Source organism: Kribbella solani, assembly GCF_014205295.1.
Classification (GTDB): domain Bacteria; phylum Actinomycetota; class Actinomycetes; order Propionibacteriales; family Kribbellaceae; genus Kribbella; species Kribbella solani.
Map to the genome: position 1 here is coordinate 4,788,778 of NZ_JACHNF010000001.1, position 14,345 is coordinate 4,803,122.

Annotated in this window: 15 protein-coding genes; 11 read left to right on the forward strand and 4 right to left on the reverse strand. The window is 67.0% G+C overall.

What is annotated here, in order from left to right; translation table 11 throughout:
* Window positions 1–103 precede the first annotated feature (103 nt).
* The 9 genes from HDA44_RS21795 (at window position 104) to HDA44_RS36760 (ending at window position 9,511) form a co-directional block, all read left to right on the forward strand.
* On the forward strand, window positions 104–982 hold the full coding sequence (locus HDA44_RS21795; protein ID WP_184837254.1) for an NUDIX hydrolase: 879 nt from the start codon (window positions 104–106) through the stop codon (window positions 980–982).
* A 153-nt stretch (window positions 983–1,135) separates the two neighbouring features.
* A complete protein-coding gene (locus HDA44_RS21800; RefSeq protein WP_272956429.1) occupies window positions 1,136–1,609 on the forward strand; it encodes a bifunctional nuclease family protein in 474 nt (157 codons plus the stop codon).
* Window positions 1,610–1,702: 93 nt separating this feature from the next.
* A complete protein-coding gene (locus tag HDA44_RS21805; protein WP_184837259.1) occupies window positions 1,703–3,001 on the forward strand; it encodes a hypothetical protein in 1,299 nt (432 codons plus the stop codon).
* Window positions 3,001–4,281 carry a hypothetical protein gene (locus HDA44_RS21810; RefSeq protein ID WP_184837261.1) on the forward strand — a complete coding sequence of 427 codons (1,281 nt, stop codon included), beginning with the start codon at window positions 3,001–3,003 and terminating at the stop codon, window positions 4,279–4,281. Before HDA44_RS21805 ends, HDA44_RS21810 begins: the two co-directional genes overlap by 1 nt.
* A 217-nt stretch (window positions 4,282–4,498) precedes the next feature.
* Entirely contained in the window at window positions 4,499–5,611 is a 1,113-nt protein-coding gene (gene pstS, locus HDA44_RS21815; RefSeq protein WP_184837263.1) for a phosphate ABC transporter substrate-binding protein PstS, read from the forward strand.
* A 119-nt stretch (window positions 5,612–5,730) separates the two neighbouring features.
* Complete coding sequence (gene pstC, locus HDA44_RS21820; protein WP_238352511.1) at window positions 5,731–6,969, forward strand: phosphate ABC transporter permease subunit PstC; 1,239 nt, start codon at window positions 5,731–5,733, stop codon at window positions 6,967–6,969.
* Window positions 6,966–7,886: a phosphate ABC transporter permease PstA gene (pstA, locus tag HDA44_RS21825; protein WP_184837265.1), complete on the forward strand. Its 921-nt coding sequence runs from the start codon at window positions 6,966–6,968 to the stop codon at window positions 7,884–7,886. The genes pstC and pstA overlap by 4 nt, the downstream gene beginning before the upstream one ends.
* Before the next feature lie 22 nt (window positions 7,887–7,908).
* Window positions 7,909–8,685 carry a phosphate ABC transporter ATP-binding protein PstB gene (pstB, locus tag HDA44_RS21830; RefSeq protein ID WP_184837267.1) on the forward strand — a complete coding sequence of 259 codons (777 nt, stop codon included), beginning with the start codon at window positions 7,909–7,911 and terminating at the stop codon, window positions 8,683–8,685.
* A 175-nt stretch (window positions 8,686–8,860) separates the two neighbouring features.
* Window positions 8,861–9,511: a DUF4190 domain-containing protein gene (locus HDA44_RS36760; RefSeq protein WP_202887487.1), complete on the forward strand. Its 651-nt coding sequence runs from the start codon at window positions 8,861–8,863 to the stop codon at window positions 9,509–9,511.
* A gap of 17 nt (window positions 9,512–9,528) precedes the next feature.
* On the opposite strand, the gene HDA44_RS21840 is transcribed toward HDA44_RS36760, so the two are convergent.
* Complete coding sequence (locus HDA44_RS21840) at window positions 9,529–9,969, reverse strand: DUF2752 domain-containing protein (protein WP_319038451.1); 441 nt, start codon at window positions 9,967–9,969, stop codon at window positions 9,529–9,531.
* 104 nt (window positions 9,970–10,073) lie between these two features.
* Between HDA44_RS21840 and HDA44_RS38645 the strand changes: the two genes are divergently transcribed.
* Window positions 10,074–10,757, forward strand: a complete 684-nt coding sequence (locus HDA44_RS38645) for an RDD family protein (RefSeq protein ID WP_184837269.1) — start codon at window positions 10,074–10,076, stop codon at window positions 10,755–10,757.
* 134 nt (window positions 10,758–10,891) lie between these two features.
* Entirely contained in the window at window positions 10,892–11,323 is a 432-nt protein-coding gene (locus HDA44_RS37450; RefSeq protein ID WP_337906232.1) for an RDD family protein, read from the forward strand.
* A 13-nt stretch (window positions 11,324–11,336) separates the two neighbouring features.
* Here HDA44_RS37450 and HDA44_RS21855 read toward each other — a convergent pair whose 3' ends face one another.
* The 3 genes from HDA44_RS21855 to thiC all read right to left on the reverse strand — a co-directional run bounded on the left by HDA44_RS21855 (window position 11,337) and on the right by thiC (window position 14,274).
* Window positions 11,337–11,891 (reverse strand): hypothetical protein, encoded by a 555-nt coding sequence (locus HDA44_RS21855; RefSeq protein ID WP_184837272.1) that lies wholly within the window; start codon window positions 11,889–11,891, stop codon window positions 11,337–11,339.
* Complete coding sequence (locus HDA44_RS21860) at window positions 11,888–12,487, reverse strand: transposase (protein ID WP_184837274.1); 600 nt, start codon at window positions 12,485–12,487, stop codon at window positions 11,888–11,890. The genes HDA44_RS21855 and HDA44_RS21860 overlap by 4 nt, the downstream gene beginning before the upstream one ends.
* A gap of 185 nt (window positions 12,488–12,672) precedes the next feature.
* Entirely contained in the window at window positions 12,673–14,274 is a 1,602-nt protein-coding gene (gene thiC, locus HDA44_RS21865; protein ID WP_184837276.1) for a phosphomethylpyrimidine synthase ThiC, read from the reverse strand.
* Window positions 14,275–14,345: the final 71 nt, after the last annotated feature.

Consider the following 14,345-nt stretch of genomic DNA (forward strand, 5'->3'; position numbering starts at 1 on the left):
GAGCACGTTCCTAGGGTGAGAACATGAGTGAGCGCAGCGAGCTCATCATCAAGCACAGCCTTTCTCGTGCCTCATGCGCGCCCGGAGCGAAGCGAGGACGTGCATGAGCTTCCCGGCGACGGTTATCGCCGCGGGTGGTGTTGTTTGGCGGGAGCGCCGCGGCACCCGTCAGGTGTTGCTGGTCCACCGGCCGCGCTACGACGACTGGTCGCTGCCGAAGGGCAAGCTGACGGCACATGAGCACGTACTGCTCGGTGCGCGGCGTGAGATCGAGGAAGAGACCGGGCTGCAGGTAGTACTCGGCCCACCGCTCGGTGTGCAGCGCTACACCATCCGGAAGAACGGTGCGACCGCGCAGAAGCTGGTGCACTACTGGTCAGCCGTACCGGTTGACGACAGTGAGTTCGAGCCGAACGACGAAGTGGACGAGATCAGCTGGCTGCCGGTGGACAAGGCCCGCGGCAAGCTGAGCTACCCACGTGACGTGGACATCCTGGACGCACTGGACGGTGTGGTGCCGGTAGTGGCCACGCTGGTTGTCGTACGGCATGCGGAGGCGGTGAAACGGAAGGACTGGGATGGCAAGGACGCCGTCCGGCCGCTGAACAGCACCGGCGCTGAAGTAGCAGAGCGACTGACCGGCGTACTGGCGGCTCTTGGTGTGAACCGCATCATCAGTAGCGATGCGGAGCGGTGCGTCGCCACGGTCACGCCGTACGCCGCGGCGATCGACCGGCACATCCACCTCTGGCCGGAGATCTCCGAGCGGGGGTACGACGCCGCCCCGGACGGACTGCACGGCCTGGGTGAGCGAGCGTGGCGGACCGGCAAGGTGACTGCTGTCTGCTCGCACCGGCCGGTACTGCCCGCGCTGGCCCGGGAGCTCGGTCTGAAAGTGGGCAAGTTCTCCACCGGAGCGTTCCTGGTCGCGCACCGGCTGGCTGACGGCCGGGTGGTACACGAACGCTTCAGCGCACCGTAAAACACCCGAACCGGTCCGCCGTGACACGGCTCGGTGACGATCCAGGCACACCCGACGGGGTGGCCGGGTGACACTGGAGGTGACGGGTATGTTCCTACCCGAGGAGCCGGCGCCCCACCGGGTGCCGGTCTGAGGAGAGGTTCGGGGCGCACCATGACGATGATGCGAGAACTGACACTGATCGGGATCCGGATGGAATCACCCAACCGGGCCCCGGTGATGATGCTGCGCGAGTCCGAGGGCTACCGCTACCTGCCGATCTCGATCGGTTCGGTCGAGGCGACCGCGATCGCGTACGAGGAGCAGGGCCTGCGCCCGTCGCGGCCGCTCACCCACGACCTGATGCGCGACCTGATCCAGGCGTTCGACGTGGAGATCGAGGCGGTCGAGATCGTCGAGCTGCGGGACTCGGTGTTCTACGCCGAGCTGGTACTGGCCAACGGCGCCCGGGTGTCGGCCCGCCCCAGCGACTCGGTGGCGCTGGCGGTACGGCTCGGTACGCCGATCCGCTGCACCGAGGAGGTGCTCCGCGAGGCCGGTGTCGCCACTCCGGAGGAGGAGCAGGCCGAGCTGGAGCGTTTCCGTCAGTTCCTGGACAGCGTCGCCCCGGAGGACTTCTCCAGCTGACTGTCGCGCGGGTGCCGGACAGTGCGCTACCGTTCGATCGCGCGCTGTCGGCAGGGGTGACCGCCAGGCGCACGTCACCTGGGGGATTCCCGCATGCGCAAGCTCGTCGCCACCACGAGCGCTGTACTCCTGTTGGCCGGCACACAGGCCATCAGCACCTCCGCAGCGACAGCGGCTGCACCAGCCGCACCGACCGACGTCAAGATCGCCTGGACGGACAGCGGCAAGCTCCGCATCAGCTGGCAGGACAGCGGCGAACAGAACTACATCCGGGCCGAGTACCCCGATCGCAACCAGACAATGCTGCTCGACCTGACTACTGCGGACGAACCCAACGAGCTCGTCATCCCCGGCGCCATGCTCGACGAGGACCGGGTCCGAGTGACGGTCACCTCCCGCGACGGGACGGTGGAGAGCGCAGCGGCTCCGACTGCTTGGTTCGATGCCCGGACGCCGGCGTACCCGTTCGTCCAGGACGCCGAGCTGCTGCCGGACCTGTCAGTACGGATCACCTGGAAGCAGGCAGTTCGCGGCGCGGACACCACACCTGGCGATCCGCTGGACCGCCCTGACTCCGACGAGTGGCTCAAGACGACGGTCCAGAGCGGTGAGAAGACACAGGTCATTCCGCTCCCACCAGGTACGAGTCAGGCGATCCTGCCGGCGGTCAGCCGACCGGCGTCGATCCGGCTCTCCACTGGGAACGAGTGGGGTACGACGGGCAAGCGGGTGGATGAGCCGACGGCCCGCAATGTAATCGTCGGCAACTTGACCGCCAGGACGACTGTTCCGGCTCAGACGACGTTCGGCACCTATGTACCCATCACCACCTCGCTGGACGAGTACTGGTGCATCTGCGCCGAGCAGGCCGACTACGGAATCCCCGTCTGGCTGCAGGCACGTGCGAACAGCAGTACTGCCTGGCGGACCGTTGGTAAGTACACAGGGTCCACTACACGGCCGTTCTCCACGCGCATCACTTCAGTGGGCGGACGGCAGTTCCGGATCTGGGTACCGGCTCGCAAGAGCATCAGCCAGCAGGCCATCTCCTTGACGCCCGCCTCCTCTACGACCGCGCGCTCATCCAGCACGCTCGCACAGTTCCGCACCGCCGGTTTCGACGTGGCCAGTGCACGAGCCGGCCAACTGGTGAAGCTGACCGTGGACGTACGCCCTGGCGGAACGGTCAAGGGTGCCCTGCAACGCTGGGACGGCAAGAGCTGGCGCAGCGTACTCACAGTGCCAATAACCAAAGGGAAGGCGACCATGTACATACGCGCGGCCGGCCGAGGTACCACGACGTACTACCGCGTCGCTGTGCCCGCCATGACCTACTACGGCCTCCCCATCGCAACCACCGGCAGCAAGTCGTTCAAGCTGGCGGTGCGGTGATGCGGAAGACACTGATCGCTACCGCGGCATTGGCGCTGCTTGCCGGCACCCAGGTCCCGGCGTGGGCTGCCACGCCAACCAGTCCCGCTGACGTACGGGTCAGCTGGTCCGACGCGGCCAGCCGCCTGATGCGAGTCACCTGGACGGACGACGGCGCTGCGAACAAGCTGCGCATCGAGTACCAGGGCAGCACAGTCGTAGGCGACTGGCTGACTACTACCGACAACGACTTCAACCACCGCTGGTCGGTACAGACCGGCAAGATCGCCCGGATCGCAGTGGTCTCGACAAGCACGACAGGCGACAGCACACCGGCGTACTCGCCGTGGTTCGACACCAATGTGCCTGCGGCGCCGAAGCTGATTGCCGCAGTACCGCAGACCGACGGATCGTTGCGGCTCAGTTGGTCCAACTCGCCACTGCCCGCGGACACCACGCCGAACGACCCACTCGATGCGCCGGCGTCGTCGCTCGGCGTCGGGGCGAAGATCTGGTCGATCCTCGACGACAAGGAAGAGTACTTCCCGTACAAGGCTGGTACGACGACCGCGGTAGTACCTGCTCGCCGGCACCCGCAGTACACCTGGGTGCTGGCAACGAACGAGTGGGGCTCAGCTCCCTCCATGCGGATCGACTACACCGACATGAAGTTCGCGCTCTCCGGAGTACCGCGCTTCGGCGTCTTCGGTAAGCCGATGACGATCTCGGGACTCGCCGGTGGGCTCGACTGTCAGTTCGGCGGCAAGTGCAGGATCTACCCCGGTTCCGGCGTGCCGCTCACCATGCAGACCAGGGCGAGCGCATCCAAGCCCTGGGCGTACGCCGGGCGCTACACGTCGTACGACCTGGTCGGCTTCCAGGCGGAGTCGGTCGCCGTCGGCGGTCGCGAGTACCGGTTCTACGCACCGTCCTGGAAAGACGCCAACGGCGACCTGATCGTCACCGCGCAGGCGATCTCGGAGTCCAGGTACATCCCCACGCTGGCGAACTTCGCGGTGGTCGGCTTCAACGTACGAACCGCACAGGTGGGCCAACTGGTGAAGCTGACCGTGGACGTACGCCCGGGTGGCACCGTCAAGGGTGCGTTGCAGCGGTGGGACGGGAAGTACTGGCGGAGTGTCCTGACGGTGCCGATCACGAAGGGCAAGGCGGTCATGTACGTACGCGCGGCCGGCCGGGGCACTACGACGTCCTATCGTGTCGCGGTGCCGGGGATGACGTACTACGGGTTGCCGATCCAGACCACCGGAAGCCGGTCGTTCACGTTGTCAGTGCGCTGAGCGTTACCAAAACGTGAGCGGATTCGCATTTACTTATACGCAGAGTCACCGCTCTTAACTCAGTTCACCTATTGGCTGCCTGTCGGCACGCCAGCCGTCGCGCACGCTACCGAAACCGTTCACCGCCAGTTCACCAGCGACGGACCGCCGCGTCACCTGCTCTCCCTACCGTCTGTGGAAGTTCAGAAGTCTGATCCCGCAGAAGGGCAACATTCTCGTGTCCGTCAATCGCCTGTTCCGCGTCGGCTCCGTCGCCGTGGCATCCCTTGGCGTCCTCGCGCTCAGCGCGTGTGGCAGCGACCCGCAGCCGTCCGGCTCGTCGAGCCCCGACTCCTCGACGTCGTCCGCCGGGGGCGAGTGCCCGAAGGGCACCCTGAACGCCGAAGGCTCGTCGGCGCAGAAGAACGCCATCGAAGAGGTCATCAGCAAGTACAACGAGAAGTGCGCCGACGTCACGGTGAACTACAACCCGACCGGTTCCGGCGCGGGTATCAAGCAGTTCAACGCGAACCAGGTGGACTTCGCCGGCTCCGACTCGGCCCTGAAGCCGGACGAGATGACCGCGGCGACCAAGCGCTGCGCGAACAACCCGGCCGTCGACCTGCCGATGGTGATCGGCCCGATCGCGATCGCCTACAACGTCGACGGAGTCAGCAAGCTGACCCTGGACGGCCCGACCGCCGCGAAGATCTTCCAGGGCTCGATCAAGACCTGGAACGACCCGGCGATCGCCAAGCTGAACGCCGGTGTCACCCTCCCGTCGGCGCCGATCTCGGTGTTCTTCCGCTCCGACGAGTCCGGTACCACCGAGAACTTCACCAAGTACCTGAAGGCCTCCGGTGGCGGCGCCTGGACCGGTGAGCCGGCCAAGAAGTGGACCGGTACCGGCTCCGGCAAGGAGAAGTCGGCCGGTGTCGCCGAGGGTGTGAAGAGCACCAAGAACTCGATCACCTACGTCGAGTGGTCGTACGCGGTGGACAACAAGCTCGGCGTCGCGCTGATCGACAACGGCTCCGGCACCCCGGTGGAGCTGTCCACCGACTCCGCCGGCAAGGCACTGGTCGCCGCGAAGCCGGCCGGTACCGGTTCGGACCTGGCGCTGAAGCTCGACTACGCGACCAAGGCCCCGGGTGCGTACCCGATCATCCTGGTCACCTACGAGATCGCCTGCACCAAGGGTCTCCCGGCCGAGAAGACCGCGCTGGTGAAGAGCTTCCTGAACTACTTCGTCAGCAAGGACGGCCAGGCAGCCCTGACCGACCTGAACTACGCGCCGCTCCCGGCCGAGATCCAGACCAAGGTCGAGGCCGCGATCCAGGCGATCAGCTGATCGCGAAGCAGCACTGATGCGAGCCCCGGCCGGTCCCCGAGTCATCGGAGGACGGCCGGGGCTTCGCCTCGTCAGACCCGACGTCACAGTTCACGACTCAGGCGCTTGGAGCACCATCGATGAGTAGTCCAGACGGCACGGCACCGCCCGACCGGCCGGACGGCACGGCCGCGGACCAGGTGGCCGCGGCGGATGCCGTTGAAGCAAAGATCGAGGATCTGGTCCACGAGGACGCCGGTCCGGCCCCGAGGTTCGGCGGCCTGGCCGAAGAGCACGCCGAGCAGGAGCAAGCCGAGCAGGCGGACAAGACCGCCGGGGTGCCGGCCGCGGACGGCACCGAGCCGCCGGCGACCGGTGGCAAGCTCGAGCTCGGCGCGGTCGGTCACCTCGGTGACCGGCTGTTCGGCGGGCTGGCCCGCGGCTCCGGCGGCCTGGTGGTCCTGATCGTCGCGTTCGTCGGCATCTTCCTGCTGGCGCTGGCGATTCCGGCGCTGGCCGACGACAAGAGCAGCTTCCTGTTCTCCCGGATCTGGGAGCCGGGCGGCGACAACCCGCGGTTCGGTATCGCCGCGCTCTTCTACACCACCGTGGTCAGCTCGATCATCGCGATGATCATCGCGGTGCCGATCGCGATCGGGGTGGCCCTGTTCATCACGTACTACGCCCCGAAGAAGCTGGCCGCGCCGGTCGCGCACGCGGTGGACCTGCTGGCCGCGGTCCCGTCGATCGTGTACGGCCTGTGGGGCGCGCTGTTCTTCGCCCCGATCCTGCTCCCGGTGATCAACGGGCTGTCCGACGCGCTCGGCTGGATTCCGGTGTTCGCGAAGCCGGTCGGCGACAACGTCGGCGTGGTCTTCACCGCCTCGGTGGTGCTGGCGATCATGATCCTGCCGGTGGTCACCGCGATCAGCCGGGAGATCTTCGCCCAGACGCCGATCGCGCACCGCGAAGGCGCGCTGGCCCTCGGCGCCACCAAATGGGAGATGGTCCGGATGGCGGTCCTGCCGTACGGCCGCTCCGGCGTGGTCAGCGCGTCGATGCTCGGCCTCGGCCGGGCGCTCGGTGAGACCGTCGCGGTGCTGATCATCCTGTCGGTGCCGAACGGCAACGACCCGTGGAACTCGTCGATCTTCGCCGGTGGCGAGACGTTCGCGTCGAAGATCGCCAACAACGCCGCCGAGTTCGACTCGCCGGAGAAGACCGGCGCGTACATCGCGGCCGGCCTGGTGCTGTTCGTGGTCACGTTCCTGGTCAACTCCGCGGCCCGGATCATCGTCGACCGCAGCGCCCCCGGCAAGAAGCGGCCACGCCGGAACCGCCGCGCCGGCTCGACCGCAGCCGAAGGAGCTGAGTCATGACCGCGATCGCCGAAAACAAACCCGCGTACGACGGCAAGGTGCTGGATCTGAGCGGTAAGTCCGGGGCGCGGGCGTTCCGGAACACGCTGGCCACCGTACTGATCGTGCTCGCCTTCGTGCTGGCGATGATCCCGCTGGTCTGGATTCTGTTCACGGTGGTCAGCAAGGGGTACCACCTGCTGCTGACCGCCGACTGGTGGAGCCAGTCGCAGCGCGGCATCACCGTCCGCCGGGCCGGCGGCGGCGCGTACCACGCGATCATGGGCACGCTGATCATGTCCCTGATCACCGCGGTGATCGCGGTACCGATCGCGATCCTCGGCGCGGTCTTCCTGGTCGAGTACGGCAAGGGCACCCGGATCGCGAAGGTCGTCAGCTTCATGATCGACATCCTCACCGGGGTCCCGTCGATCGTCGCCGCGCTGTTCATCTACGCGGTCTGGATCACCATCTTCGGCTTCAACCGGGTCGGCTTCGCGGTCTCGCTCGCGCTGGTACTGCTGATGCTCCCGGTGGTACTGCGCTCCACCGAGGAGATGCTCAAGCTGGTACCGGACGAGTTGCGGGAGGCGTCGTACGCGCTCGGGGTACCGAAGTGGAAGACGATCCTGAAGGTGGTCGTGCCGACCGCGTTCGGTGGCATCGTCACCGGCGTGATGCTCGGTCTGGCCCGGGTGATGGGCGAGACCGCGCCACTGCTGATCCTGGTCGGCTACTCGAAGAACATCAACCTGAACCCGTTCAACGGCTTCATGGGCGCACTGCCGACGATGATCAACCAGGACCGGACCGAGCTGGCGCTGCCGAACGCGGCCGACCGGGTCTGGGCCGCGGCGCTGACGCTGATCCTGCTGGTCCTTGCCCTCAACCTGCTGGCCCGGCTGATCGCCCGGTACAGCGCCATCAAGTCGAAATAGTCACGAGAGGTTCTGAGTCGATATGGCGAAGCGCATCGAGGTCAGCGGCCTCAACGTCTACTACGGCGATTTCAAGGCCGTCGAGGACGTGTCGATGACGGTCGAGCCCCGCTCGGTCACCGCGTTCATCGGTCCGTCCGGCTGCGGCAAGTCCACCTTCCTGCGCACCCTGAACCGGATGCACGAGGTGATCCCCGGCGCCCGGGTCGAGGGCAAGGTGATGCTGGACCAGCAGGACCTGTACGGCTCCGGCGTGGACCCGGTCGCGGTCCGGCGGGTCGTCGGCATGGTCTTCCAGCGGCCGAACCCGTTCCCGACGATGTCGATCTTCGACAACGTCGCGTCCGGCCTGAAGCTGAACGGCGTCAAGGACAAGAAGAAGCTCACCGAGGTGGTCGAGTCCTCCCTGAAGGGCGCGAACCTCTGGAACGAGGTCAAGGACCGCCTCGACAAGCCCGGCGCGGGCCTGTCCGGTGGTCAGCAGCAGCGGCTCTGCATCGCCCGGGCGATCGCGGTCGAGCCCGAGGTGATCCTGATGGACGAGCCCTGCTCGGCACTGGACCCGATCTCCACGCTGGCGATCGAGGACCTGATCGAGAAGCTGAAGGACAAGTTCACCGTGGTCATCGTCACCCACAACATGCAGCAGGCGGCCCGGGTCTCGGACCAGACCGCGTTCTTCAACTTGGCCGCGACCGGCAAGCCCGGCCGGCTGATCGAGATGGCACCGACCAAGCAGATCTTCTCCAACCCGGCGGAAAAGGCCACCGAGGACTACATCACCGGCCGCTTCGGCTGATCAGTAGGCCCTGTCTCACAGGCCTGTCTGATAGCCCTTGCACCGGCCGTCGCGACGAGTGGTCGCGGCGGCCGGTGCCCGTTTCCGGCCGGTGGTCCGGTGTGGGGACGTGACCGTGAACCGCTGGGAAAGATAGCCTGCGAAGATTCCTCGACGTTCTCAGAAGGGAACCGCGGTGAGCACTCCGACGCCTCCTCCCGGCGACGACCAGAACGACCAGAACAGGCCGCAGGACACCCCCGAGACTCCGGGTGAACAGCCGAACCCCTACGGCCAGAGCGACCCGTACGGCCAGCAGCAGCCAGGTCAGTACGGGCAGCCTGGTCAGCCCGGTGAGTACGGGCAGCCTGGGCAGCAGCCGCCGGGCCAGTACGGGCAGCAGCCGCCCGGTGAGTACGGGCAGCAGCCGCCGGGGCAGTACGGGCAGCAGTACCCGGGTCAGCCCGGGCAGTACGGGCAGCAGCCGCCGGGCTACGGACAGCAGCCTGGGTATGGGCAGCAGCCCGGTTACGGTCAGCAGCAGCCGGGCGGTTATGGCCAGCAGCCAGGTGGCTACGGTCAGCAGCCGGGTCAGTACGGTCAGCCGGGCCCGGGCGGTTACGGGTACGGCGCGCAGCCGCAGAACAACACCCCGAAGACGCTCGCCATCATCGGCATCGTCTGCTGGTTCTGCTGCGGTATCGCGTCGGTCGTGCTCGGTCTGATTGCCCAGGGCAAGTTCCGCGAGCAGGGCCAGTCGGACACGCTGGCGAAGGTCGCGTGGATCGGTGGCGTGGTTTCGATCGCGCTCTCGGCGATCAGCTACTTCGTGCGTTACGCCAACTGAGTAGTGCTCCCCGGCTGTCAGTTCAGGTTGCGGGCGATACCGTACGCGACCAGCAACACGATCAGGCCCTTGATCAGCCAGTCCGCGGCGCGCGGGCTCATCGACAGCCGGGGCAAGCGCACCAGCCGCAGGGACTCCAGTGCCCAGGCGAGCACCTGGTAGCCGAGGGCGATACCGGCCAACGGGCCGAGCACCAGGATCACGGGGTTGAAGTGCCACGCGGCGTCCAGATCGCCGCGCAGCAGCGCGGCCGCCATCCGGGTCGATCCGCAGAGCGGACAGTTCAGCCCGGTGGTGGCGTGCAGGATGCACGGGATGCCGATCCGCTGGTTGGACAGCTGATACACGCCTGCCAGCGCGAATCCACCCACGCCGACTGCTGACAGCCCCCACACTCGTCGATCCAACGGCCGGACCGGACCCGTGGGGCGGAGGACGACGCTCTGGGAGAGGCTCACCCCTCAACGGTAACTCCCCGCCGGTGGGATCCGTCGACAGGTCTGATCCGTCCGACCACTAGCCTGCAACTCACTCCTCCACGTAATACACAGAAGGGATCGTCGTGAGCAATCCGACGCCACCGCCGGGTTACGGCCCGCAAGACCCACAGCAACCGGGTCAGTACGGCCAGCCTGGGCAGCAGCCCGGTCAGTACGGGCAGCAGCCCGGCTACGGCGGCCAGCAGCAGCCCGGGTACGGACAGCAGCCTGGTTATGGCCAGCAGCCTGGTCAGCCGGGACAGTACGGGCAACAGCCCGGACAGCCTGGTCAGTACGGGCAGCAGCCGTACCAGCAGGGCTTCGGGCAGTACGGCCAGCCGGGCGGCTTCGGTGGTGGAATCCCCGGCAACCTGGCAGCCTGGCCGAACCGGGTGGGCGCCTGGTTCGTCGACGCCGTCATCATCGGTGTCCCGTGTGGTCTGGGTTCCGCGATCGCCAGCGTAGACAACACGGTGGTTCAGATCTTCGGCGTCCTGCTGTACCTGGTCGGCCTCGGTCTGGCGATCTGGAACATCATCATCCGCCAGGGCAGCACCGGTCAGACCGTCGGCAAGCAGGTGCTCGGCCTGAAGCTCGTCGGTGCGGACACCGGCCAGCCGCTGGGCGCCGGCAAGACCTTCCTGCGGCAGATCACCCACGTCCTCGACGGCGCGGCCTGCTACCTCGGGTACCTGTGGCCGTTGTGGGACGAGAAGCGGCAGACGTTCGCGGACAAGATCAACAACACCTACGTCATCAAGCTCTGACGCTCGTGACCACCCCTCCCTCAGGGCCTTACGGCGATCAGTACCCACCTGGGCAACCGGGACAGTTCCCGCCCGGTCAGCACCCGGCACAGGGCTACAACCCTTACCCACAACCCGGTCAGGGCTATCAGTACGTGGCTCCCGGCCGGCTGGCGGACTGGCCGATCCGCGTCGGCGCTTACCTGCTCGACGCGCTACTGACCGCGATCCCGTCGATCGCCGGCGTACTGATCGCGCTGGTCATCGACGGCAACAAGGAGGATCTCGGGCCCGGCGGTGGGTTGGCGATGGTCGGCGGTTTCGTGCTGGCGTTCGTGGTCTGGGTCTGGAACCGCATCGTCCGGCAGGGCCGTACCGGTCAGTCCTTCGGCAAGAAGGTGACCGGGTTGCGGATCGTCGACGCCCGTACCGGTCAGCTGATCGGTACGGGCAAGACCGTGGGCCGCGAGGTGTGTGCCCAGATCTTCAACCAGCTCTGCGTTCTGAACGTGCTCTGGCCGTTGTGGGACGACAAGCAGCAGACCTGGCACGACAAGGTTGTCGACGACGTCGTCATCCGCGGCTGAGGTCAGTACTGGATCAGTGCGAGCGGAGCAGCCCCGCGCAGGTGACGGCCCAGAGCACGCTGGTGAACGTACCGATGATGAAGCGTTCCGCCACTGCCTGGGGTGTCACCGACGCGGGCTGGTCCGGACTACGCAGCTCCGGGTAGCGGGCCAGGCCCTTGATGGCCAGCACTACCGCGATTCCCTCGGGCCACCCCGAGACCAGTGCGCCGTACACGGCGAGCCGCTCGAGCGCACCGATCAGCGCGCCGCCCCGCAGCACCTCACCGGCCTTCTGAGTCGACTGGGCACGAGTACTGCGCCGGTCCGCCAGTGCCAGCACCGACGTCGTCAGTGGGCCGCCTCCGGTGACGGCCAGGCCGCCTGCCAGCAGTAGCAGTACGTTCCACCAGCGCTCGGGCCACCCGGCCACGCCGTCCTCGGCCAGCAGCAGCACGCCAACCGCGCCCAGACAGGCAAGCATGACCGCACTGATGATGATTTCGAGAGTGGAACCGGACTTCGGCACCCACGCCAGTACGGCGAGGATCAGTCCGGCAGCGGTGAGCGAAAGGATCAGCGCCGTCACGCGGCCGCCCCGGCGGCGAGGAGGTCCGCGGCCAGCGCCCGGCCGCGTTGCTCCTCGGCGACGCCGGCCGCTTGGGCCCGCTGGGTCACCGCTGACTGACTGATCCCGAGTTTCACGCCGATCTCCCGCCTGGTGAGTCCTTCGGACAACAGATCCGCCACGGCCCAGCCGCGCTCACTGCGGCGCCGCAGCACTGATGCCATCAGCCACAGCACGGTTTCGACCTGCTCGGCGCCGCTCACGTCCGGCCCGACCACGTTCACCGGATGTGGGCTCGTTTTGGCCCGGGTCACCGCTTCCCGCGCGTACACGAACGCCGCGCCGCTGCCCGCCCGCGTACTTCGCGGCAGCGGCTCGACCACGTCGCCGATACCAAGACCGATGTACCAGGCGTCCGCGCGCAGCAGCTCCACGATCACGTCGACGGTCGCGCGAGCCTGCGACAGTACGCCCTGCACCTCGTCGCCGGCGGTCCGCTCGAACTTGCGGAGCAGTCCGGGCAACCGCGGCCGGCGGTTCAGGGAGTTCAGTAGCTCGGGTACGAGATCGCTCGTGCTTCGGCTGCCGCGCTGATCTACGGTTAGGACGAACACCATCGCCCGGCACCTCCTTCCGACGGGTTAAGGCTACAACCTTATTCACGTAGAGTGAAGGACAGAACCTGAATCGCTTCAGTCCGTCACTACATGTGACCACTCCGTCAGCGGCGATTTCACCCAGAGTCAACCAAAAGCGCCCTCCGGGCCTGCTCCCGGGCGAGCCAGGAGCAGGCCCGGAGCGGTCAGTCGGCGATCGGCAGGTACAGCTTCTTGCCGTCGGCGCGGAACGTCTCCGACATCTCCGCGAAGCCGGCCTCGACCGCCTCGGCCGAGGTCAGCCCGTGCTCCTCGGCGTACGCGCGGATGTCCGCGGTGATCCGCATCGAACAGAACTTCGGGCCGCACATCGAGCAGAAGTGCGCGGTCTTGGCCGGCTCGGCCGGCAAGGTTTCGTCATGGAAGGACCGGGCCGTGTCCGGGTCCAGCGAGAGGTTGAACTGATCCTCCCAGCGGAACTCGAACCTTGCCTTCGACAACGTGTCGTCCCAGGACTGCGCGCCCGGGTGCCCCTTGGCCAGATCGGCCGCGTGGGCAGCGATCTTGTACGTGATCACGCCGGTCTTCACGTCGTCGCGATCGGGCAGTCCGAGATGCTCCTTGGGTGTGACGTAACAGAGCATCGCCGTACCCAGCCAGCCGATCTGGGCGGCGCCGATCGCGGACGTGATGTGGTCGTAGGCCGGCGCCACATCAGTTGCCAACGGCCCCAATGTGTAGAACGGCGCCTCGCCGCAGAGCTCCTCCTCGAGCCGGACGTTCTCGGCGATCTTGTCCATCGGTACGTGCCCTGGACCCTCGATCATCACCTGGACGTCGTGTTCCCAGGCGATCCGGGTCAGTTCGCCGAGCGTCCGCAGCTCCGCGAACTGCGCTTCGTCGTTCGCGTCCGCGATACATCCCGGTCGCAGCCCGTCGCCCAGCGAGAACGTCACGTCGTACGCCCGCAGGATCTCGCACAACTCGGCGAAGTGCGTGTACAGGAACGACTCCTGATGATGCGCGAGGCACCAGGCCGCCATGATCGAACCGCCGCGGGACACGATCCCGGTGATCCGCCGCGCGGTCAGCGGCACGTACCGCAGCAGTACGCCGGCGTGCACGGTCATGTAGTCCACGCCCTGCTCGCACTGCTCGATCACCGTGTCGCGGTACACCTCCCAGGACAGCTCGGCCGGATCGCCCTTCACCTTCTCCAGCGCCTGGTACAGCGGGACCGTACCGATCGGGACCGGTGAATTGTGCAGAATCCACTCCCGGGTCTCGTGGATGTTCTTGCCGGTGGACAGGTCCATCACCGTGTCCGCACCCCAGCGGGTCGCCCAGACGAGCTTCTCGACTTCCTCCTCGATCGAACTACTGACGGCCGAGTTGCCGATGTTCGCGTTCACCTTCACCAGGAACTTCTTCCCGATGATCATCGGCTCGCTCTCGGGGTGACACCGGTTCGCCGGGATCACCGCCCGGCCGCGCGCGACTTCCGCCCGGACGAACTCCGGATCGAGCCCTTCCCGGACCGCGACGTACCGCATCTCCGCGGTGATCACGCCGGCCCGGGCGTACCCGAGCTGGGTACGCGGCTCACGCCCCGCGATCCAGTCCCGCCGCAACGGCGGCAGCCCTGCTTGCAGGTCGATCTTCGCGTCTGCCTCGGTGTACGGACCGGAGGTGTCGTAGAGATCGAAATGTTCGCCGTTGGTGAGGTTGACGCGCCGGGCCGGTACGCCGAGCTCGCCACGACGGATCTTCTCCGACCCCGAGATCGGGCCGGTGCTGACATTGACCATGTTGCTGCTCCCTACGCCGGAATTACCCGGACAGGTTCGGCGGTCGGCGGCGCCGGATTTCTGGTCCAGCC

Excerpts from the sequence above, each read along its gene's own strand:
- pstB (WP_184837267.1), top strand. The coding sequence starts at position 7,909 with ATGGCGAAGCGCATCGAGGTCAGCGGCCTCAACGTCTACTACGGCGAT.
- HDA44_RS21795 (WP_184837254.1), top strand. The coding sequence starts at position 104 with ATGAGCTTCCCGGCGACGGTTATCGCCGCGGGTGGTGTTGTTTGGCGG.
- pstA (WP_184837265.1), top strand. The coding sequence starts at position 6,966 with ATGACCGCGATCGCCGAAAACAAACCCGCGTACGACGGCAAGGTGCTG.
- HDA44_RS21800 (WP_272956429.1), top strand. The coding sequence starts at position 1,136 with ATGACGATGATGCGAGAACTGACACTGATCGGGATCCGGATGGAATCA.
- pstC (WP_238352511.1), top strand. The coding sequence starts at position 5,731 with ATGAGTAGTCCAGACGGCACGGCACCGCCCGACCGGCCGGACGGCACG.
- HDA44_RS21860 (WP_184837274.1), bottom strand. The coding sequence starts at position 12,487 with ATGGTGTTCGTCCTAACCGTAGATCAGCGCGGCAGCCGAAGCACGAGC.
- thiC (WP_184837276.1), bottom strand. The coding sequence starts at position 14,274 with ATGGTCAATGTCAGCACCGGCCCGATCTCGGGGTCGGAGAAGATCCGT.
- HDA44_RS21810 (WP_184837261.1), top strand. The coding sequence starts at position 3,001 with ATGCGGAAGACACTGATCGCTACCGCGGCATTGGCGCTGCTTGCCGGC.
- HDA44_RS21805 (WP_184837259.1), top strand. The coding sequence starts at position 1,703 with ATGCGCAAGCTCGTCGCCACCACGAGCGCTGTACTCCTGTTGGCCGGC.